Genomic DNA, 22282 nt, shown 5'->3' with positions numbered 1-22282 from the left:
GCCTACGGAATAAATTTTAACATTTTTGTTAAGGTTAGGTTAAACGTACAATCCACTAAATGTTAAATTTCTAATTTTACGCTAATGAACAAGAAGTTATTCGTACTCCTTGTTATCCTGATGAGTCTGTCCCTTGTGGGCATTATTTTTGTCCAAGGATATTGGATAAAAAAGTCAGTAGATGATAAAGAGGAGCAGTTTTCAAATGCGGTTTCTGAGGTTTTAACCAAGGCGACGGAGAAGATAGAGGACAGGGAGATAAAGGACTACTCGGATAGGTACGTGAACCTTAAAGACAGTCTTGGCAAACCCAAGGATTCACATTTTAGGAATTTCTTTTTTGTAGATAGAGATGTCAATTCCAATGAAGTACTCTTTTATTCCCATGGAATTTTAGAAGAGGATTACAACATTGCATCCACGTTCTTTGACAATGACATAAGTTCAGATAGTACGACCCTGAAAAATTTTACGAGCAAACGTACAAAAACAATTTTTCGGGAAGACTATGGTTTGGACGGGAAGGGATTTAAATTAAGTCCGGTTCAAACCTTGGAAAAGATTGGAGGCCTTTCCTCTATTGAAAAGGCTCAATTTGATGATGTTTTTAGGGAATATGCCAAAACAGTCCCTATACACAAGCGGGTTTCCAAACAGGAAATAGAATTGATTTTGGATAGGGAGCTACATAACCGAGGAATAGACATAGACTATGAATACGGGGTATATAGTAAAGGACTTCCAACCAAAATAAGGTCTAGGAAATTTAAATTTGTAGGGAGTACATTGTATGAAGCCCCCATATTTGGAGATAGTGAAGGGGCAACAGATTTTTCCCTTTTGATATCTTTTCCTAAAAAGAAAAAGTTCTTGATCAGTTCAATTCTTGGAATGGCAATATTATCCTTGGTGTTTACACTGGTAATAGTAGTGGCCTATTCAAGTGCCATATATCAATTGATTAAACAAAAACAAATCTCTGAGATCAAGTCAGATTTTATCAATAATATGACTCATGAATTTAAAACGCCTATCGCTACCATCAATTTAGCGGTTGAGGCTATTAAAAATCCAAAGATCATAGATGATAAGGATAAAGTATTGCGCTACCTTCAGATGATAAGGGACGAGAACAAAAGGATGCATGCCCAGGTAGAGAACGTGTTGAGAATTTCAAAACTCGAAAAAAATCAACTGGATATTAGTAAGGACAGAATAGATGCCCATGAAATCATTGATGATGCCATTGCCCATGTGGAGTTAATTGTCGGTGATAGGGGCGGTTATATAAAAACACATTTGGACGCTGAAAGGTCCGATGTTTTGGCAAATGATATGCACTTTACCAATGTTATTGTCAATATTCTGGACAATGCCATTAAATATTCGCCAGACGCACCAAAAATTGATGTGTTTACGGAATTGGCGAAAAATTATATAGTGATAAAAATACAGGATCAGGGATCAGGAATGAGCAAAGCGGTTCTGAAAAAGGTATTTGAAAAATTTTATAGGGAACATACGGGTGATATACACAACGTAAAGGGTCACGGCCTTGGGTTAGCCTATGTAAAAAGAATAATTGAAGATCACCAAGGTGAGGTCTATGCAGAAAGTGAAAGAGGTAAAGGAAGTACTTTCTATATAAAACTACCTTTAATTTAAAATATGGATATGGAAACAGCGAATAAGAAAATACTTTTGGTTGAAGATGATCCCAATTTTGGGATTGTCCTTAAAGATTATTTGACCATGAACGACTTTGATGTTGTCTTGGCAAAAAATGGAATGGAAGGTTTCGAAAAATTTAAAAAAGATAATTTTGACGTTTGCATTTTGGATGTCATGATGCCTTACAAAGATGGTTTTACCTTAGCCAAGGAGATTAGGGAAAAGAACGAGCATGTGCCCATTGTTTTCCTTACCGCAAAAACCATGAAAGAGGATGTTCTTAAAGGATATAAGGCAGGTGCCGATGATTATCTTAACAAACCATTCGATTCGGAAGTATTGCTGATGAAACTTAAGGCTATTTTGCAAAGAAAAGCTTCAAATGGACTTGCAGATAGTAAAAAATTCGAATTCACCATTGGAGGGTTCCAATTGAATTCTAAGCTTAGATTTTTAAAATATAAAGACGATGAGGCTATAAAACTTTCTCCAAAGGAAAACGAATTACTGCGTTTGTTGGCCTTACATGAAAACGACCTAATGCCAAGGGAATTGGCTCTGACTAAAATATGGAGGGATGACAACTATTTTACATCCAGAAGTATGGACGTGTATATTGCAAAACTTAGAAAATACCTTAAGAAGGATGAGAATGTTGAGATCTTAAACATTCATGGAGAAGGTTTCAGGTTGGTTGTAAAGACTGAAGAATAGATACGAATTCATATCAATATTAAAAAACCGTTCAGGACCCTGAACGGTTTTTTCTTTTATAGAAAAAGGCTGATTATGGTAACACTAATAAATCCTGTAAAAGCGAGGATGGTAGTCATAACGGTCCAAGATTTAAATGTTTCTTTTTCGGTAATTCCCAAATATTGACCTACCAGCCAAAACCCACTATCGTTAACGTGGGAGAAGATACTGGCGCCAGAAGCTATAGCGATGACCATACAGCCCAGTTGGGGACCACTTAATGTAGTATTTGCCATTAAAGGGGCTACTAAGCCAGCTGCTGTGATCATTGCCACGGTAGAGGATCCTTGAATAATCCTTACTATGGCCGCACTTATAAAAGCAAAAGCCAGCAATGGAATACCTGCATTACTTAAAGAGGTAGCCAGTAATTCTCCGGCCCCAGTATTGGTGAGGACTTGTTTGAAGACACCTCCGGCCCCAGTCAAAAGGATTATTGTGCCCGCAGGTTCCAGAGATTTGGAGGTGATCTTAAATAATTTTTCCCTGCTAAAACCCCTTTTAATCCCGAAAAAGTACCACGCGAGTATATTGGCAATAATAAGGGCAGTAAATGGATGGCCCACTAAGGAGATGCCATTTAGGATCGATTTGTTCTCAAGCGCCATTAAATCACTGTTCGAAACCGTATTTAACAAGATCAAAAATATGGGGACACTTATGATCCATAAGGTTATACCTATGTGGGGGAGATCTGTTTCTTCCCCCTTTTCAATTTCTTTTGGAGCCTCTACATGTACTCTTTTTGCAATATACTTTCCAAATAGGAGACCACTGGCAAGAGCTGTTGGGATACCAACAATAAATCCGATTAAAATTACCCATCCCAATTCAGCCCCAATGATATTAGCCACGGCAATTGGTCCCGGGGTGGGAGGTATAAAGGCGTGGGTAATGGCCAAACCTGCAAGTAATGGAATGGCATATAATAACAATGACTTCCCTGTTTTTCTTTGTAATGCATAAATCATGGGCACCAATATGATGAAGGCCACATCAAAAAATACGGGGATGGCTATTAGAAAGCCTGAGATGACCATGGCCAATGGTGCTCTTTGCACACCAAATTTTGAAATCATAAAGTTGGCAATGGTCTTAGCACCACCGGAATATTCCAATATAGCACCAAACATGGCCCCAAGGCCAACAACTGTGGCGACAAACCCTAGGGTGTTTCCCATTCCCTCCTGAACAGTTCTCATGATCTGTTCAGCATCGAGACCAGCAGAAATGCCTACGATAATACTACCAATCAATAGGGCAATAAAGGCATTGATCTTTAATTTTAAAATTAAAAATAAGAGTACGGCAATACCGAGTATGACTGCTAATATCAATTGGGATTCCATCATTTTAAGTGAATTGAACTATTTGTAAGCTGGTATTATTTCTATTTTTCTAAGGCGATCAAAATTGTATCTACTATTTTTTGTGGTTGCTCTTTAATATCAACTACAATAGCATTTTTGGGTGGTGAAAGCGCTTCAAATTGGGATTGTAGCAATTCCTGTGGCATATAGTGTCCCTTTCTTTCTTGTAACCTTTCAAGGACTTCTTCAAAAGAGCCCTTTAAATAAATGTAATGAACCTTGGTATCAATATTTTTTTGTAAGAGGTCTCTATAGCTTTCCTTTAAGGCAGAACAAGCAATAACAGCACCTTTTGCCACATGATTTTTTGCCAATTCATTTAATGTCAGTAGCCATTCATAACGATCTTTGTCGTTTAAAGGTTTGCCCGAAGCCATCTTTTTAATATTGTAATCTGGATGAAAATTGTCTCCATCAAAAAAAGGGTAGTCTAATGCTGTGGCCAATAGTTTTCCTATAGTGGATTTCCCTGAACCAGAAACGCCCATTACAAAAAGAACATATTTGGAAGTTTTATCCACAAATTATATTTTAAACTTTTGCTTAATTTTGCCTACTACGGAAGGTAAGTCCTCCTGATAGTCTACCCAAATTGTATTTTCATTTTTCTTGAACCATGTCAATTGTCTTTTCGCAAATCTTCTGGTATTCTTTTTGATTTCTAAAATGGCGAAATCCAAAGTCCAATCTCCTTCAAAATATTTGAAAAGTTCCCTATAACCAACAGTTTGAAGGGCATTAAATGATTTATGTGGTTCAAGGGTCCTAACTTCATCTACCAAACCCGCTTCTACCATTAAATCTACGCGTTGGTTGATGCGTTCATAAATAACATGACGTTCCGCATCTATGCCAATACTAATGGTCTTAAAATCCCTTTTTACTTTTTTCTGCTTTAAAAAAGCTGAAAAAGGTTTTCCAGTTCCCAGGCATATTTCAAGGGCCCTTATTAATCGATGGGGATTTTCTGTATCCACTTTGTTGAAGTAGACCGGATCCAGGTTGGACAATTGTTCTTGCAATACGGTAATACCCTGTTCTTCCAAAAGCTTGTTTAGTTCTGTCCTGATATTAGGGTCAACTTCTGGAAACTTGTCCAGTCCTTTTGTTACAACATCAATATAGAGTCCGCTGCCTCCAACCATGATCACGATGTTCTTTTTTTTGAATAGCCCATGTAGTAAAGCAATGGCATCCCTTTCAAAATCTCCAACAGAATATTCATCAAAGATGCTGATGTTTTGGATAAAATGATGTTTTATCGCCCCTAGCTCTTCTTTTGAGGGAACTGCTGTGCCAATGGTCATTTCCTTAAAAAACTGCCTAGAATCGGCCGATATGATCTCTGTTTCAAAGTACTGGGCCAGTTTGATAGCCAAAGATGTTTTACCTATGCCCGTTGGACCAACAATTGATATTAGCCATTTGTCAGCCATTAATCCTCATTTAAATTGGAGCCACATATTCTACAGAAGTCAGCATCTTTTCTTAGCACTTCCGTACCACAGGTTCTGCAAGCCCGTCCATTGTCCGTACCTGCATTTCTCCTGTTCATCTCACTGGTGTATTCAGCTGATACGATACCTGTGGGGACCGCAATAATTCCATATCCAATGATCATGATAAGACTTGCAAGAAACTGGCCTAAAGCGGTTTGTGGAGAAATATCGCCATAGCCCACCGTTGTCAATGTCACGATGGTCCAATAAACACTATGTGGAATGCTATTGAATCCATTTTCAGGGCCTTCTACTATGTACATGACCGTGCCCAATAATACAGAAATGACGATGATAAAAAATACAAAGACCAATACTTTTGTTTTACTGGCGCTCAATGCCCTAGCTAGATTATTGGAAGCTCCAACAAAACGGGCTAGTTTAAGGATTCTAAAAACCCTTAAAAGTCGTAAGGCCCTAAATGCCGTTAAGTATTGGGAACCTACAAATAATAGTGACAGGTATTTTGGGAGTGTGGACAAAAGGTCAACGATACCAAAGAAACTAAAAACATATGTTCTTGGTTTCCGTATGCTAATGATCCTTAAGATATATTCCAAGGTAAAAAGTACTGTGACGATCCATTCTGATATATTTAGAAAGGTATGGTAGTTTTTATCTATCCAAGGAACACTTTCCAACATCACAATGATAATACTGTAGACGATAACAATTAACAAGATAATATCGAAAAGCTTCCCTGCAGGGGTATGGGTCCCGTAAATTACCTCATGTATCTTTTTTTTCCAGTTAGTGGACAGGTTGGGTTGGTGGCTCAAAAGATTGCTTTTTAGTAAAAATAATAAAAGTGCACTAATTAATGGTTCAGCCTACAAGGTAACAATTTTAGCAATCTTTCCTTTTCTAAGATGTGATTCAATTAGAAAGGTGGTATTGGCGTTATCTTCCATAGGGGTAATGATGGTTTCCAAAATTTTAATTTTATTGATCTGATAATTCAAATCAAAAAATCCAAGCCCCACAAAAACACCATTTTTAATCAGAATTCCGCTTTTTTCACCCAATTCCCGACCTTTATCAATTAGAATCATATTCTTCTTTGAGATGGAATAAGTTTCCAGTGCCAGGTTGACCCTTTCATTATATGGTGCTGTTTTCTCTTTTTGGATGCATGCCCCTAAGCATATACCTGAGGTATGTTTGGAACAATTTGTCTTAGCCTGGGAAATTCCATTTAATTTATCACACAACTGAAATTCTTCCGTAATTTTGTAAAGGAAATTTTGGGCAGCATGGATGCTGTTAAAGGTTGCCACAAGGTCTGAGCTTTTATTGATCCTTTCAGTACTAAGGGAGAAATAACCATCAGGGTTTGTGCGCTTATAGATACCATAAGAAAAAAGCTTTCGCTTGGAATAGGTATTGTATTTTGGATTGTTTCTTTGCAGCTCTTCATTTTCCTTTAAAAGAGCCACCAATTCACTTCCAGTGCGCTCAAAGGTTACTGTTTTCGTCTCTTTTTGTATTTTTCTGGCCTTGGATCCATCATTGGTAAAGTGCTGATTTACCCGCTTTTTTATATTTCCTGAATTACCCAAGTAAATAATTTCCCCATCCTTGTTGTGCATATAATAAACCCCCCTGATAGATGGGAGTTGTTCTACAATATCCAATTGGGTGGGGGAGAGCTCCCCCAATGTAGCTGCTTTGGTAATTTCCTTTACAATGGACTTGTCGTTGTCCTTTGACAATAACAATTTAAATAGTTTTAAGGTAGCCAAAGCATCGCCATTGGCCCTGTGCCTATCACTGACAGGGATGCCCAAGGAACGTACCAATTTCCCCAAGCTGTACGATTCCTGATCGGGAATTAATTTTTTTGAAAGATCAACCGTACATAAGGTTTTACGTTCGAAATTAAAACCCAACCTACGGAATTCGGTTCTAAGGATTCTATAATCGAATTGGGCGTTGTGTGCTACGATTACCGCGTCTGAGGTTATTTCAACAATTCGTTTTGCAACCTCATAAAATTTGGGCGCTGTTCGCAACATCTTATTGTTAATGCCGGTCAGGTTTACTACGAACGGCTGTATTTCCTTTTCAGGGTTGATAAGACTTATGAACTGGTCCACAACTTCGTGTCCGTCAAATCTGTGAATGGCAATCTCTGTGATTCCCTCCTCATTGTATTTGCCGCCGGTTGTTTCTATATCGAGTATTACGTACATTCTTCTCTGCCCTTGCGGGTCACTGTTTCTTTACAACATTAATTGTAGTTTCTTTCCCCAAAAATACTACTTCCTATTCGGATCATAGTACTACCTTCTTCAATGGCTATTAGGTAGTCGCCACTCATTCCCATGGACAAGGTGTCAATCTTTGGTAACGTTGCCTTTAATTTATCAAATTGTGTTTTAAGGTGTTTGAATTCTCTACGGATCTGATTTTTATCATCTGTAAAGGTGGCCATGCCCATTAACCCCACAACCTTTATATTCTGTAATTTCCCAAAGGTGTCTGAATTCAACAAATCCTTTAGTTCTGTTTCGTCCAATCCAAATTTGGTGTCCTCCTCAGCAATATGGATTTGCAACAGACAATCTACAATACGATTGTGCTTTTTTGCCTGTTTGTTAATTTCCTTTAGAAGTTTCAAGCTATCCACTCCATGAACCAAGGAAACATATTCTGCCATGTACTTTACTTTATTGGTCTGTACATGCCCAATCATATGCCATTGGATATCCTTGGGCAGATTCTCCCATTTTCGGGTCATTTCCTGTATCTTGTTTTCGCCAAATACCCTTTGGCCCGCATCATACGCTTCTTGAATATCTTTCTCAGGCTTAGTTTTTGATACGGCAACTAAAGTTACAGATTTTGGGATGGAGGTAAGTATTTCTTGTAAATTATCTTTAATGGTCATTTTCGAAATTTATTTAAACTCGTTTTAGAAGTTTTTGATACTAAGATCTATAGTTCATAGATGGTTAGCCCACTTCTTATTTTAGGTTCAATATATGTGCTTTTTGGAGGCATTACCAATCCAGCATCAGCAATATCCTTGAGTTCATCAATAGAGACTGGAACCATTCCAAAACCAACCATAAAATGACCCTTATCTATTTCATCTTTCATATTGAAGATATTGTTCTTGCCAAAACCATATTTGATTCTTTTATCTTTTCTTAGATCTGATATGCCCAAAATTGGTTCTAAGATAGTTTTATATAGTATTTGTGTGTCCAATCTGCTCAGGGCATCAGTGAACTTGAAAATTTGCTTTCTCAATTGCAACGCATAAAAATCACCATCCAAATACATACTAAACTGATGCTTTTCCATTGGTTTGTATAGGGCATTCCCTTTCTTTTCTATTTTGAAATAAGTATCCAATTCAATTAAGAATTCCTCCTTCGTCAAACCATTTAGGTCCTTTACCAATCTATTAAACTCAAATATCTTGATCTCTGACTCTGGGATCAGGTAGCTCATGAAATAGTTGTAGGGTTCCATACCGGTGTGTCCCGGATTGCCTTTTTTGCTCTTATTGGCAAAAATCATAGAGGAAGCACTTCTATGGTGACCATCTGCAATATAAAGAGAGTCTATCTTACTGAATTCATCCTGTAATTTTAAAATATCTTCTTCCTTGGTAATAGTCCAAAGTGTATGGGTAGCTTTATCGGTCGTTGAAAATCGATATTCGGGTTCCCTGTTTTTTACCTCGCCAATAAGTTCTCCAATGGTAGCATTGTCGGGATAGGTCATTAATACCGGTTCCGCATTAAAGCTTACATTCTTCAAGTATACTGCAAAAAGGTTTACTCTATGCTTAATGGTATCCTCGTGTTTTTTGATCACATTATTCTTATAGTCTTCAACACTGGTACCACAGAACAGACCGCAACAACTAAAATCTTCCTTTTCTATTTTATAAAGATAAAAGGATGGTTGCGTATCCCGTATAAGGATTTCATCCTCTAAAAACTCCAGGTACCTATTCCTGATAAGTCTTAAACGTTCCCCTCCAGATACCTTTTTATCAAATTTAAAACCTGGATTTATAATATGTAAAAACGAAAATGGATTATAAGTCAGGATGGCATTTAGTTCTTTAACGGTATAGTCCTCATAGGAACGGGAAGCTAAAAAGGGAGCTTTATCCTTCGCTGGTCTAATAGCCTTAAAAGCCTTGATAATGGCCATCTTTTAATCTAAATGAATTGTGCGGAAACTTTTTCCGCTTTTTTGGATTCCGAGTAATCATAAAAGCCTTCTCCGGATTTGATTCCTAATTTTTTTGCCATGACCATGTTCACCAACAGGGGGCATGGTGCATATTTAGGGTTTTTAAAGCCGTCATACATGACATTAAGAATAGAAAGACATACATCCAGACCTATAAAATCTGCCAATTGCAAAGGACCCATTGGATGCGCCATTCCCAATTTCATCACCGTATCTATTTCAGAAACCCCTGCAACACCGTTGTAAAGGGTTTCGATAGCCTCGTTGATCATTGGCATCAAGATCCTATTTGCCACAAATCCTGGATAATCGTTGACCTCAGTTGGTGTTTTACCTAATTTTTTAGATAATTCCATGATGTTCCTGGTCACTTCGTCAGAGGTATTGTAGCCTCGAATAATTTCAACCAATTTCATGATGGGAACGGGGTTCATAAAATGCATTCCAATAACCTTATCTGCTCTTTTGGTAACAGCTCCTATCTGCGTTATGGAAATAGAGGAGGTATTGGTGGCCAAAACAGTTTCAGGGTTGCAGATTCCGTCCAACTCCCTGAAGATATTTAATTTGATCTCCACATTTTCGGTAGCAGCTTCCACTACCAAATCCATATTTTTCACTCCTTCCTTAAGAGCTGTATAGGTGGTAATGTTTTTAAGGGTATTTAATTTTTCTCCATCCGTAATGGTCTCTTTTGAAACCATTCTGTCCAGATTTTTTTCAATAACCGCCATTCCCTTGTCTAATGACGCTTGTGAAATATCTATTAGGTTTACCTTATAACCATTTTGGGCAAAAACGTGTGCTATACCATTACCCATGGTGCCAGCACCTATAACTGCAATATTTTTCATGCTTTGATTTTACTATTTTTCAATCATTATTAGATGTGTGGTTGGTGTTTTAAGTTGGTCAATCCAATCTTTTAAGCCTAACCTAATTCATATATTATTTCTTTTCAAAAGAAGCTATTACTTGTAGGGCTACCTTTAATGCTTGTGTTCCTTGGTATAGAGAGACTATGGGAGTTGTATTGTTGTTAATGGCATCTGCAAAGGTTTCCAACTCATCTAAAATGGCATTGTTAGCCGATATGGTTGGATTTTCAAAATAAATCTGTTTCTTTTCACCTTCTGCATTCTGCAGCACCATATCAAAATCTCCTGGGGTTTCCGGAGCATCCTTCATTTTTACCACCTCTACTTTTTTCTCGAGAAAGTCTACAGATATGTAGGCGTCTCGCTGAAAGAATCTCGATTTACGCATATTTTTTAGTGAGATTCTACTGGCGGTTAGATTGGCCACGCACCCATTTTCAAATTCTATCCTGGCATTGGCAATATCAGGAGAGTTGCTTATCACTGAAACCCCACTGGCATTAATTTGCTTTACCTCGGAATTTACAACGCTGAGGATGGCATCTATATCATGGATCATAAGATCTAGCACCACAGGAACATCGGTTCCCCTCGGGTTGAATTCTGCGAGTCTATGGGTTTCTATAAACATTGGGTTTTGTATCTTATCCTTTACCGCCGAAAACGCAGGATTAAAGCGTTCTACATGTCCCACCTGTCCTTTTATACCATGCTTTTTTTCCAATGCCAATAATTCTTCTGCTTCCTCGTAGGTATTGGTAATGGGCTTTTCTATAAATACATGCCTTCCCTTTTTCATGGCTTTTTTTGCACAATCAAAATGGGAAAGGGTAGGAGTGACTATGTCTACCACATCCACTGCGTCAATTAGTTTATTGATATTGTCAAAATAGGTGTATCCAAATTCGTTGGCCACCTTTTCCCCATTGATGGCATCCGGATCATAAAAGCCAACCAGATTATATTTCTGGGATTCATTCAAAAGGCGCAAATGAATTTTACCTAAATGTCCTGCTCCCAGGACTCCAACCTTGAGCATAAATTTCGTTTTTGTCAAAAATAAGGATATGAAACGATTCTTCCATGAAAATTGATGCGTAGTTTTAAGGAATTCGCAACTCAAATTATAAGAAATGAGGTGTATTTGGTCAAATGGTTGAATCGTATTTCTGAAATAAATAATTTCTGTTTGATCTTTAAATCAATTGGATAACTTTTTAAATCCTTCAATGCGAATAGCGTCCTTTTTTTTAACTTTGTAATCCAAAAACCAAACTTTTGAAAGACACCCTGAAGCATCGTGGAATGCGTAATAAATTGGCCGAAATTTTAGCTGATAAAGGCATTGTGGACCATAAAGTATTGGAGGCCATACGTACCATACCCCGACATTTATTTTTAGATAGTAGTTTTGAAGCCCATGCCTATCAGGACAAAGCTTTTCCAATAGGGGCGGAACAAACCATATCCCAGCCGTATACCGTTGCCTTTCAAACAGCGCTGCTAGAAACAGAACCAAATTACAAAATTTTGGAAATAGGTACGGGGAGCGGCTACCAAACGGCCACCTTGTTACATTTAAAAACTAGAGTCTATACCATAGAGCGGCAATTGGAACTTTTTAAAAAAACGAACATCTTTTTCAAGAAAATGGGTTACCGACCTAAGAAGATGATATTTGGCGACGGGTATAAGGGCTTGCCAGAAGAAGCACCGTTTGATGGCATCGTGGTTACAGCAGGGGCTCCATATGTTCCCAAACCATTGATGGCGCAATTGAAAATAGGAGGCAGATTGGTCATCCCAGTGGGCAATAACGATCAGATAATGACCCTATATATTAGAAAATCGGAATTGGAATTTGAAAAAATGGAATATGGGTCGTTTAGGTTCGTACCTTTATTAGAAGATAAAAATTAAGAAAATTGGACTGGTAATAATTATAAATTCTAGTTGTTGAAACTTTTTTTGATCCTGTCCAAATTTCTCTTGGTATCCCTTTCTTTAATAGATTCCCTTTTGTCGTATAATTTTTTCCCCTTGGCCAGGGCTATCTTCACTTTAGCCAATCCGTTGTCATTGACAAAAAGATTCAAGGGTACAATAGTTAGTCCAGAGGTATTGACCTCTTTTTCCAGCTTTTTAAGCTCCCTTCTCTGTAGTAAAAGTTTCCGTTCTGCCTTAGGTTTATGGTTGTAATGACTGCCATGGGAATATTCATCCACCTGCATATTGATTACAAATAATTCTGAAAGATCGTTAAATTCACAGAAACTTTCGGATATGGAGGCCCTACCAAGACGGATAGATTTTATCTCGGTACCTGAAAGGACAATACCCGCAACATAAGTATCCAAAATTTCATATTCAAATTTGGCCTTCTTATTCTTTATATTGATGTTTTTCTGCATATCACCTACAAAAGTAACAACAATAAAAGAATAAACCATTTATAGCATTTAGAATTATTTTGTGAACCTTTGACATGAAAATTGAATCTGACAATTTTCCTTAAATTTACAGCTATGAAAAAATTATATGTTCTATTGGTATTTTGCTCTCTATTGTCCTGTAAAGAGAAGAAAAAGGAAAGTCTAACAGCACAACAAATTGTAGACAAAGCTATAGTAGTAAGCGGAGGAGAGTTATTTGCCAAGAGCAAAATATCCTTTGATTTCAGGGACAAACATTATATCTCTGAGGGGGTTGGTAATAACGGGGTCTTAAAGCGGGTTTTTGATCTGGAAGGAAAAAAGATAGAGGATGTAAAGTCAAAGGCAAAATTTGAGCGGTATATAGATGGCACCTTAGAAGTACTCCATGATACTGTTGCCAAAAAATATGACAATGCCGTAAACTCTGTGCATTATTTTGTAAAACTACCTTATGGATTAAATGATCCTGCTGTAAATAAATCATTATTGGATGAGGTAACCTTAAAAGGAATAGACTATTATAAAATAAAAGTAACATTTGATCAAAATGGAGGAGGAGAGGATTTTGAGGACACCTACTTGTACTGGATCAATAAAGAAACCTTTAAGCCCGATTATTTGGCGTATGATTTTCATGTCAATGAAGGCGGAGTTCGCTTTAGGGTGGCCTATAATGAACGATATATAGAAGGTATACGGTTTGTGGATTACGAAAACTACCAACCAAAAGATGATGGAACTACAATAAATAATATTGACACAAAATACGAGTCGGGAGATTTGGAACTTTTATCAAAGATTGTATTGAAGAACATCTCCGTGGTGAGATAGGATCAATTAATCTTAAGTCTTATATCAGTGGCTTTTCCATTTACAATCTGGACAATGAATAAGTTGCTATTGTCATAATCATCAATATCGTCATATTTTTGTGTTCCAATCAGCTTGTTTACAAATTCTGGAGTAGTATTACTGTGGCCAACAATTAAAACATTGTTTCCCAAGTTTTCAGACATGAACTGAGCCATATCAATATCTTTTGGATCATAGTACTGTAAGGTAAGTTCTTTTTTTACAGTTGTTGGTGCTGCAGTCATAGTGGTCCTTTCGTAATCCGTTGAATACACCGCATCCAAGGGAACCAAATCAAATACTTCAGCCCAACGTATGGCCCTTCCCAATCCATCTTGGTTTAGTTCCGGATCCGTATTCTCTGGATTGCTTCTATCTTTTTCCGCATGCCTGATTAAATAAAAGGTGGTGACCACGGATTCCATGGGTTGTTCTAAAACCTTTTCCTCCTTGCAACTTGTTAAGAAGGCAAAACAAAGCACTAAAACTAAAAGCTTTTCTATTTTCATATCGATCATGCGTATTATTTACTATTGTCTTAAATCTAACTAAATTTAGTGTAATTTAGTATGCCTGACACTTAGAATCTTGTTTTTTTGATTATGGGAAAACTTCGTTTAATTCTTTTATACTTTATTGTTGTCCTTGGGGTTAATGCCCAGGAGGTAGAATTGCCCGGCGATTTCAGACAACATAACCTAACGACGTTTAATGCTAGTTTATTGAATCCCACTTTTGCATTGGATCAAAATAGGCCACAATCGATAGCTCTGTGGACCAGGTGGCAATGGCAAACTGTGGATGCGGATCCTACAACCACATTTATAAATTATACGACCAGCCTAAACGAAAATTCTGTAATAGGAGGCGGATTTCTTCAGCACAATACTGGGGTTTATTTGCAGACAGGGGGAATTTTGAATTATGCTTATGCATTTGAAATAAGTGAAAATGCAAAACTGGCATTAGGTATTAATGTGCTGGGCTACCAGAGGGAAATAGCAGATGATAGATTTGCATCATCGGGAGGAATAAATATTTTAAATGCGGATTCCAACGAATTTATAATGCAGTTTGCACCGGGGATTAGATTAATGTTAGATGCCTTTAGCCTCTCCTTTACATCGGAAAATATTGTTCAAATCAGCTCCAATAACAACGCCAACGAGAATACAAAAAAAGTATTCCTTGGAGCTATGGCATATGATTTTCCAGTACCACTTTTTGGTGGAACAGGGGGGACTTCTTTACGTCCTATGCTCTACCTCAAAAGTATTCCCGAAATGGAGACCCAATTAGGGTTCAACGCCTTGCTGACAAGCCAAAGGTTTTGGGCACAAGGAGGGTACAATAGTTTTTATGGAGTTTCTGCGGGGGTGGGAGGAATATTTCTAAAATCCCTTTCAATTGGAATTTTAATGGAATTTGGATTGGACCAAGGCGTCAAGGATAAGGACGCAACATTTGAATTGGTTACGGCCATCAGATTTGGGAATAAGAAAGAGACTGAAATTTTACCACAGGAAATTGAAATTACGAAGGGCTTAAATAATGAAAATGAAGAGACGAGGGAAGGAAAGGAAATGATGAAAAATAAAGAAAAAGTCATAGAAAGTAAAAAACAAGCTGCCATCCCTCAAGAAAAAATGACAAAAATAAAAACAGCGGAGATCAAAAACGAGGTTGCCTTAAAAACGGAGCAACCTTCTAAGCCTGAGAGTGTGACAAAAGGTAAATATGAGGAGGTTGAAAATCTGGAAGGATTACAGCCCGGATATTATTTGATAGCCAATGTATTCGGCACCAAAAAATACTTGGATAATTTTATGGAGTCATTGCGCAAAAAAGGCTTGGAACCAAAATCATTTTACAGATCCTTCAATAAATTCAACTATGTTTATCTTGAGAGTTATAATAGTCTGGAAGCGGCTGAAAAGGCCAGAGATAGTAAGTTTTACGGAAGGTATACCGATGAAACCTGGATTTTTAGGGTTATTGGAAACTAAGTTTATTTTTTAATTTCCTTACTGATCAATTGGTCCAAGTAGGCAATGGTATTCAATAGGTACTTTTTGTCCCTCGTAATTGTGGCCATGGCCACAGCACCTTGGATCATGGTATATAATTGCTTGGCAAATTGTAGAGGCGTTACCGGAATACTGATCTCATTGTCCTTGACCCCTTTTTCTATCACCAAAGCTATTTTTCCTTCAATGGTTTTTACGGTTTCTTTTACTGCCGCTGCTAGTAAATGATTGTTTTCCTGAGCATCTACTCCTACGTTTAAAACGGGACATCCTCCTAAGTCATACGTAAATTCGCTATAATGGCGATACAGGTCGGTTAGTTTAAATAGTTTTTGAAGAGAATCGCCCTCACTATTTAGTGCTTCATCAATTGCTTCCAATAATCTTTTGCTGTTGTATTCAAACGCAGAAAGGGCCAATGCTTCTTTGTTTTCGAAATTACCATAAAGCGCACCCTTGGTTAGTCCAGTTGCATCTGTTAGGTGGCTCATACTGGTACCTACATACCCATATTTGTTAAAAATTGGGGCAACTGTTTCAATGATGTAGGCGGTGGTTCTTTCAGCTTTGGTCGACATTCTCAGGCAATTTTATACGAAGATAAAAAATATATATACTGTATGGTATTTGTTTTTTAATAAAATGAGGGCATCCACTAGTGAATGCCCTCATTTTTAAAAATAACACCTTTTATTTTACCAATTCATTTTGGTTTCTAAATACCAGTTCATCATCAAAAGCATCAATAAGAATAATACTATCGGCTTTTATACTACCACTAAGTAGCTCTTTGGATAGCTTATTAAGGACTTCTTTTTGTATGGTCCTCTTTATAGGTCTAGCTCCGTACTGAGGATCGTATCCCCGGTTAGCTAGAAATGAAATGGCCTCTTCGGTAGCATCAATTGTAATGTTCTGCTTGGCTAACATTTTCTTGAGACCGTCTATTTGCAGACCTACTATTTCGGTAATATTCTCCATATTTAAAGGAGTGAACATAATGATATCATCTATTCTATTTAAGAATTCGGGACGTATTGTTTTACGTAACAGTCCCAGTACTTCAACTCTCGCTGCTTCAGTCGCGCTATAGATATCTTTATTATCCTCAAATTTTTCTTGAATAATATGACTGCCCATATTACTGGTCATGATAATGATGGTATTCTTGAAATCTGCCACACGTCCTTTGTTGTCGGTTAACCTTCCTTCATCCAATACCTGTAATAGGATATTAAAAGTATCTGGATGTGCTTTTTCAATCTCATCCAGTAACACCACTGAATACGGTCTGCGTCTTACAGCTTCCGTCAACTGACCGCCTTCATCGTATCCAACATATCCTGGAGGCGCGCCTACCAATCTACTCACGGCATGTCGCTCTTGATATTCACTCATATCAATTCTCGTCATGGCATTTTCATCATCAAAGAGGTAGGAAGCCAATGTTTTTGCGAGTTCTGTTTTACCAACTCCAGTAGTTCCTAGGAACAGAAAGGAACCAATTGGTTTTTTGGAATCCTGTAAACCGGCCCTGCTTCTCCTGATGGCATCCGATACGGCCTGTATGGCTTCATCTTGTCCTACGACTCTTTTGTGAAGTACATCTTCCAATTTTAAGAGTTTCTCACGTTCACTTTGAAGCATTTTGGCAACAGGGATCCCTGTCCATTTGGCAACAACCTCTGCAATATCCTCACTGGTTACCTCTTCCTTGATCAATGTGCCTGCAATTTGCTGTTCTTCCAATTCTTTTTGGAGGGTTTCCAGCTTTTCGTTGGCCTCTTTTATTTTTCCATAGCGTAACTCGGCAACCGTGCCGTAATCCCCATTTCGCTCTGCACGTTCAGCTTCCAATTTAAAGTCTTCAATATCCTGTTTTGTTTTTTGAATATTGTCAACAACCGCTTTTTCACTTTCCCATTTGGCAAACAGCTCGTTTCTGTCTTCTTTTAGGTTTGCCAGATCAATATTGAGAGATTTCAATTTAGCGTGATCTGCTTCCCTTTTGATGGCCTCCATTTCAATTTCGAGCTGCATAATTTTTCGATCCATGACATCCAAATCTTCAGGTTTGGAATTTATTTCCATACGAAGTTTGGAGGCCGCCTCATCCATAAGATCAATGGCCTTGTCCGGTAAAAATCTATTGGTGATATACCGTTGGGACAATTCAACTGCGGCAATGACCGCTTCATCCTTAATGCGCACCTTATGATGGGCTTCATATTTGTCCTTGATACCTCTTAAAATGGAAATTGCGCTTTCGGTATCAGGTTCGTCTACTATAATTTTTTGAAATCTTCTCTCCAGGGCCTTGTCCTTTTCAAAATATTTTTGATACTCATCCAACGTGGTGGCACCAATGGCGCGTAATTCGCCCCTTGCCAAGGCAGGTTTCAATATGTTGGCTGCATCCATGGCGCCCTGACCACCTCCAGCCCCTACCAGGGTATGGATTTCATCAATAAATAATACGATGTTGCCATCGGAGGAAGTGACTTCCTTGATGACCGCTTTTAAGCGTTCCTCAAATTCCCCTTTGTATTTGGCCCCGGCAATCAACGCACCCATATCTAAAGAGTATATCGTTTTATCCTTTAAATTTTCGGGAACATCCCCTTGAACTATTCTATGAGCCAATCCTTCGGCAATAGCAGTTTTACCTACCCCTGGTTCCCCTACTAGCATAGGGTTGTTTTTTGTTCTTCTAGATAAAATTTGTAGGATACGTCTAATTTCCTCATCGCGACCAATAACAGGATCTAATTTCCCACTATCTGCCATTTCATTGAGGTTTTTCGCGTATTTATTGAGTGCATTATATGTTTCTTCAGCACTTTGTGAAGTTACTTTACCGCCTTTTCGCAATTCTTCAATTGCCGCGACCAGATGTTTTTCTGTTCCACCCTGATCTTTTAAGATTTGTGCAATCTTGCTTTTCGATTTAAAAATAGCCAACAGTAAATGCTCAATGGAAACATATTCGTCCTCCATTTTTTTGGCAATAACAGACGCTTCTGTTATTGTTTTGCCAGCTTCCCGGGAAAGCATTAAGTCTCCGCCAGACACTTTGGGAAAACTTTCTAATTCTTTATCCAAGATCTGGTTGACCAATCCTATGTTAACATTTAGTTTCTTAAGGATAAAAGGCAATACATTTTCATCAACAACAGCAATGGCTTTAAAAATATGCTCATTTTCTATTTGTTGGTGTCCAAAACCTTGAGCGAGCTGCTGCGCTTGCTGTATGGCTTCCTGTGACTTTGTAGTGAAATTATTTAAGTTCATATCTTTTATGTCTTTTGATGATATTGTTTACTTTTGAATTAGTTAAAGTCAATAATCTAACCAAATTTGAGGTGCGGACAAAATGACGGTAAACTTTAGAAAAAATACGACAATTAGTCAGGTGTAAGTTTTGAAAACACCTCCGACTTATCATTAAAATTACGAAATGGGATTATTAAATAATATTTTTGGGAATAAGAATTCTAATGATAAAAAGGTGGAAACCGATTTACCTTGGGTTAATTTGGATTCTTTATCCCAATTGGATGAGATTGAATCAAAATCTGCCAATAGGGTACAGGTGATTTTTAAACATTCTACCACATGTGGCATAAGCAGAATGGTCATGAACATGTTCAAAAATTCATACAATTATCCTGAAGATCAGATAGACCTGTATTATCTAGATCTGCTTGCCAATAGAGAGGTGTCTAACGGAGTGGCGGAAAAATTTCAGGTAATGCATCAATCGCCCCAATTACTGGTGATAAAAAATGGTACAGTGGTAGCCCACGATTCCCATGGGGCCATCAATGAAATTTCTTTGGAGAAATATCTATAAAACAAAAATAGCCCTTAAAAAGGGCTATTTTTTATATTGTTCTCTATTCAAATCAATTGAATCTTTGGTTTTGTAGGATATTTTTAAGTTTTCCTTTTACATCTTCCCCAGCATCATAAACCATTTGTTCATTGGACGGGAAGGGTACGGAAACCACTGTAATTAGATTTAATAAATCCGTTTCCAAGGCTCTTTTGTCTCCTTGATAATTAGCATAAATATGCTCAAAGATAAACTCGCTGGCCAAAGGATAGGTGTTGATAGTTTGTTTTGTCCTTAAATCTTTAAAACTCACGTTTCCTACCACTTGGGCAGCTTTAAATTGGGTGAATTGATGAAAATCGCATCGAACAGTTTTAAAGTTGTCTATTTTTATCTCATTGCCCAGACTATCTTTTAGGATATTACCGTTGGCATCTTCCGCATAACGATATCCGTCTTTGATCTGTCTTTCTTTACTGATTTGTTTTTCGCTTACCTGCTCAGGGGATATTACGATACTTCTGAAAGCAACTTGCATTTCATAATCATAGTCGATATTCTTTCTAGGCTGAGCGTGGTATTCTGTCCAAAGATTGTTTACTCCATAGGTGTTGAAATTTAAAAGGTCTTCCTCCAATCTCGATGGAATAATTTGATCAGAATCATTGATCATACGCACCTTAACAAAATCCCGACCTTTGGCATAGGCTTCCTCTTGCTTCAGTTTACAATCGGCATATCCTGGGCTTAGTTCATTCAGATATGCAAAATCATCGTATGCTTTTCTATAATCTGCCTTACTGGAGGCATTGCTCAGTAAATCACTGGCATTGTTATATAGATAATCGGACAATTCTTGTTTTACTCTGATTATTCTTTCATCGTAATTATTAAAGCTGAATTTGGCATTCCTATTCTCATCTCTGATATATAGCGGCAAGATAGGTCTTATCCTTTGCTGTATATTTTTCAACTGTGTGTAGGAATCATAAATTCTTTCCAAATTAGCAGGATTGTTTTCTTTTTGTAAGAAGGCAATCTCTTGTAATTCCCTTTCTGTATTTTTCTTATAAGCCTGCTCCAACATTAAAATGTAGGGCTGATTTCCTTTTTTATCTTTATTATCAGCAAGATTGCTTAAAGAACTATTTATGGCGTTCCCGTAGTTCCCCACATTAAGGGCTTCCTGAGTTTTTTTTACGCCACCGCATGCTATAAACAGCAGTACTAGGCAGCTAAGTAGTAGTAGTTTTTTCATAATGGTTTGTTTTACGATTGTGACATATAATTCAATAGCCGTGCCAAAAAACTATATGATTACTAAACGCTGCTTGTGGCGATATCGTATACTAACAAAAAAAAAGCCCTATTTAAAGGGCTTGAGAAAGGTTGCTATTATTTTATTTTTTTTTCGATTGATATACCGGAAGCAATTTGGAAGATACTTCTCCAAAGCCTATTCGAACTCCACTTTTCTCACAAAATCCACGAATGGTCACGGTATCATGATCTTGGATAAACTTACGTTCGGACCCATCTTTTAGTTTCAATGGTTTTTCTCCTCTCCAGGTCAGTTCCAGCATGGAGCCGTATGAATCAGGGGTTGGTCCGGAAATGGTACCGCTACCCATCATGTCACCACTGTTTACCTTACAGCCGTTAACAGTATGATGCGCCAATTGTTGGGACATAGTCCAATACATATACTTAAAATTTGACTTTGTGACCGTAGTAGGATCTCCATTGTCTGGGGTGATGTCTACCTCCAAATTGATGTCGAAACCTTTTTTTCCAGTCTGTTGAAGATAGGGTAGTGGTTGGGGTTCTTGTTTAGGGCTTTCCACTCTAAACGGCTCCAAAGCGTCCATGGTAACGATCCATGGTGAAATAGAGGAGGCAAAGTTTTTAGCCAAAAATGGGCCTAAGGGTACATATTCCCATTTTTGAATGTCCCTAGCGCTCCAATCGTTAAATAGGACCATCCCGAAAATATAGTTCTCTGCTTCGTTCACGGGGATGGTCTCCCCAAGAACATTGGCGTCTGTGGTGATAAAAGCCATTTCCAATTCAAAATCGACTAACTTGGAAGGGCCGTATATAGGCTCATCTGATCCTGCGGGCAATGTTTGTCCCATTGGCCTGTGGATAGGTGTCCCAGAAGGTACAATAGAGGAGCTTCTTCCATGGTATCCCACGGGAATATGCAACCAGTTAGGAAGCAGTGCATTTTCAGGATCCCTGAACATTTTTCCAACATTTGTGGCGTGTTCCTTACTGGAATAAAAATCAGTATAGTCTCCAATCTGAACAGGAAGCTGCATTTCTATTTCGTCCATCGTAAATAGGACTATCTTTTTATGATCTTCATTGTTCTTAAGTTCCGGGTTAGCGGCGTCGAATATTTCACTAATCCTATTTCTCACCAATCTCCAGGTCTTTTTCCCATCTGAGATAAAATCATTTAAGGTGTCTTGCAAGAAAATATCATCAGTCAATGGAATATCCTTGAAGTATCCTAATTGGTGCAGCGCACCTAGATCTATAGCGTGGTCGCCAATTCTGGTCCCTATAGTGATAATATCATCCCGCGTTAAGAAAACCCCAAAAGGGATATTCTGAATGGGAAAATCAGAATTGTCACTTACAGGTATCCAACTTTTTTTTGCAGGGTCGTTACTTTTTATGGGCATGATATAATTGTTAATTTGTATTTGATAAAATTCTTATCAAATATATTATTTTCT

Annotated in this window: 21 protein-coding genes; 6 read left to right on the top strand and 15 right to left on the bottom strand. The window is 37.8% G+C overall.

Annotation, left to right across the window (positions count from 1 at the left end; genetic code table 11):
* Nucleotides 1-84 precede the first annotated feature (84 nt).
* Nucleotides 85-1665, top strand: coding sequence for a sensor histidine kinase (locus SB49_RS05330; protein ID WP_062054547.1), 1581 nt, complete (start codon nt 85-87; stop codon nt 1663-1665).
* 9 nt (nt 1666-1674) lie between these two features.
* Complete coding sequence (locus SB49_RS05325; protein WP_062058895.1) at nt 1675-2385, top strand: response regulator transcription factor; 711 nt, start codon at nt 1675-1677, stop codon at nt 2383-2385.
* A gap of 56 nt (nt 2386-2441) precedes the next feature.
* Here SB49_RS05325 and SB49_RS05320 read toward each other — a convergent pair whose 3' ends face one another.
* The 9 genes from SB49_RS05320 to SB49_RS05280 form a co-directional block, all read right to left on the bottom strand.
* The gene (locus SB49_RS05320) at nt 2442-3776 is read right to left on the bottom strand and encodes a GntP family permease (RefSeq protein WP_200960658.1); all 1335 of its coding nucleotides are present in this window, start codon (nt 3774-3776) and stop codon (nt 2442-2444) included.
* A gap of 41 nt (nt 3777-3817) precedes the next feature.
* On the bottom strand, nt 3818-4318 hold the full coding sequence (locus SB49_RS05315) for a gluconokinase (RefSeq protein ID WP_235537839.1): 501 nt from the start codon (nt 4316-4318) through the stop codon (nt 3818-3820).
* Between the two features lie 3 nt (nt 4319-4321).
* Nucleotides 4322-5233: a tRNA (adenosine(37)-N6)-dimethylallyltransferase MiaA gene (gene miaA / locus SB49_RS05310; RefSeq protein WP_062054540.1), complete on the bottom strand. Its 912-nt coding sequence runs from the start codon at nt 5231-5233 to the stop codon at nt 4322-4324.
* Complete coding sequence (locus tag SB49_RS05305) at nt 5233-6075, bottom strand: ion transporter (RefSeq protein WP_062054538.1); 843 nt, start codon at nt 6073-6075, stop codon at nt 5233-5235. The genes miaA and SB49_RS05305 overlap by 1 nt, the downstream gene beginning before the upstream one ends.
* Nucleotides 6076-6126: 51 nt before the next feature.
* The gene (locus SB49_RS05300) at nt 6127-7488 is read right to left on the bottom strand and encodes an exonuclease domain-containing protein (protein ID WP_062054536.1); all 1362 of its coding nucleotides are present in this window, start codon (nt 7486-7488) and stop codon (nt 6127-6129) included.
* A gap of 38 nt (nt 7489-7526) precedes the next feature.
* Nucleotides 7527-8186 (bottom strand): YggS family pyridoxal phosphate-dependent enzyme, encoded by a 660-nt coding sequence (locus tag SB49_RS05295; RefSeq protein ID WP_062054534.1) that lies wholly within the window; start codon nt 8184-8186, stop codon nt 7527-7529.
* 47 nt (nt 8187-8233) lie between these two features.
* Nucleotides 8234-9469, bottom strand: a complete 1236-nt coding sequence (locus SB49_RS05290) for a DUF1015 domain-containing protein (RefSeq protein WP_062054532.1) — start codon at nt 9467-9469, stop codon at nt 8234-8236.
* Between the two features lie 8 nt (nt 9470-9477).
* Nucleotides 9478-10365 carry a 3-hydroxyacyl-CoA dehydrogenase family protein gene (locus SB49_RS05285; protein ID WP_062054530.1) on the bottom strand — a complete coding sequence of 296 codons (888 nt, stop codon included), beginning with the start codon at nt 10363-10365 and terminating at the stop codon, nt 9478-9480.
* A gap of 94 nt (nt 10366-10459) precedes the next feature.
* Complete coding sequence (locus tag SB49_RS05280; protein ID WP_062054528.1) at nt 10460-11428, bottom strand: Gfo/Idh/MocA family protein; 969 nt, start codon at nt 11426-11428, stop codon at nt 10460-10462.
* 239 nt (nt 11429-11667) lie between these two features.
* Here SB49_RS05280 and SB49_RS05275 point away from each other — a divergent pair, with 239 nt between their 5' ends.
* Nucleotides 11668-12309 carry a protein-L-isoaspartate(D-aspartate) O-methyltransferase gene (locus SB49_RS05275; protein ID WP_062054525.1) on the top strand — a complete coding sequence of 214 codons (642 nt, stop codon included), beginning with the start codon at nt 11668-11670 and terminating at the stop codon, nt 12307-12309.
* Nucleotides 12310-12338: 29 nt separating this feature from the next.
* Here the strand turns inward: SB49_RS05275 and smpB are convergent, their stop codons facing one another.
* Nucleotides 12339-12800, bottom strand: coding sequence for an SsrA-binding protein SmpB (gene smpB / locus SB49_RS05270; protein ID WP_062054523.1), 462 nt, complete (start codon nt 12798-12800; stop codon nt 12339-12341).
* A gap of 114 nt (nt 12801-12914) precedes the next feature.
* On the opposite strand from smpB, the gene SB49_RS05265 reads away from it, so the two are divergent.
* Nucleotides 12915-13655 carry a DUF6503 family protein gene (locus SB49_RS05265; protein WP_062054521.1) on the top strand — a complete coding sequence of 247 codons (741 nt, stop codon included), beginning with the start codon at nt 12915-12917 and terminating at the stop codon, nt 13653-13655.
* A 2-nt stretch (nt 13656-13657) separates the two neighbouring features.
* Here SB49_RS05265 and SB49_RS05260 read toward each other — a convergent pair whose 3' ends face one another.
* On the bottom strand, nt 13658-14194 hold the full coding sequence (locus SB49_RS05260) for a SixA phosphatase family protein (protein ID WP_335337892.1): 537 nt from the start codon (nt 14192-14194) through the stop codon (nt 13658-13660).
* Nucleotides 14195-14278: 84 nt separating this feature from the next.
* Here SB49_RS05260 and SB49_RS05255 point away from each other — a divergent pair, with 84 nt between their 5' ends.
* Nucleotides 14279-15682 carry a PorP/SprF family type IX secretion system membrane protein gene (locus tag SB49_RS05255; protein ID WP_062054519.1) on the top strand — a complete coding sequence of 468 codons (1404 nt, stop codon included), beginning with the start codon at nt 14279-14281 and terminating at the stop codon, nt 15680-15682.
* A gap of 2 nt (nt 15683-15684) precedes the next feature.
* On the opposite strand, the gene SB49_RS05250 is transcribed toward SB49_RS05255, so the two are convergent.
* Nucleotides 15685-16281 carry a TetR/AcrR family transcriptional regulator gene (locus SB49_RS05250; protein ID WP_062054517.1) on the bottom strand — a complete coding sequence of 199 codons (597 nt, stop codon included), beginning with the start codon at nt 16279-16281 and terminating at the stop codon, nt 15685-15687.
* 112 nt (nt 16282-16393) lie between these two features.
* Complete coding sequence (clpB, locus tag SB49_RS05245) at nt 16394-18994, bottom strand: ATP-dependent chaperone ClpB (RefSeq protein WP_062054515.1); 2601 nt, start codon at nt 18992-18994, stop codon at nt 16394-16396.
* Between the two features lie 166 nt (nt 18995-19160).
* On the opposite strand from clpB, the gene ytxJ reads away from it, so the two are divergent.
* Entirely contained in the window at nt 19161-19556 is a 396-nt protein-coding gene (ytxJ, locus tag SB49_RS05240) for a bacillithiol system redox-active protein YtxJ (protein ID WP_062054514.1), read from the top strand.
* A gap of 52 nt (nt 19557-19608) precedes the next feature.
* On the opposite strand, the gene SB49_RS05235 is transcribed toward ytxJ, so the two are convergent.
* Complete coding sequence (locus SB49_RS05235; RefSeq protein WP_062054513.1) at nt 19609-20796, bottom strand: hypothetical protein; 1188 nt, start codon at nt 20794-20796, stop codon at nt 19609-19611.
* Between the two features lie 142 nt (nt 20797-20938).
* On the bottom strand, nt 20939-22228 hold the full coding sequence (gene fahA / locus SB49_RS05230; protein ID WP_062054512.1) for a fumarylacetoacetase: 1290 nt from the start codon (nt 22226-22228) through the stop codon (nt 20939-20941).
* Between the last annotated feature and the right edge of the window lie 54 nt (nt 22229-22282).

It is taken from the genome of Sediminicola sp. YIK13, from assembly GCF_001430825.1.
GTDB lineage: Bacteria > Bacteroidota > Bacteroidia > Flavobacteriales > Flavobacteriaceae > Sediminicola.
This window is presented reverse-complemented; position numbering and strand designations above follow the sequence as displayed.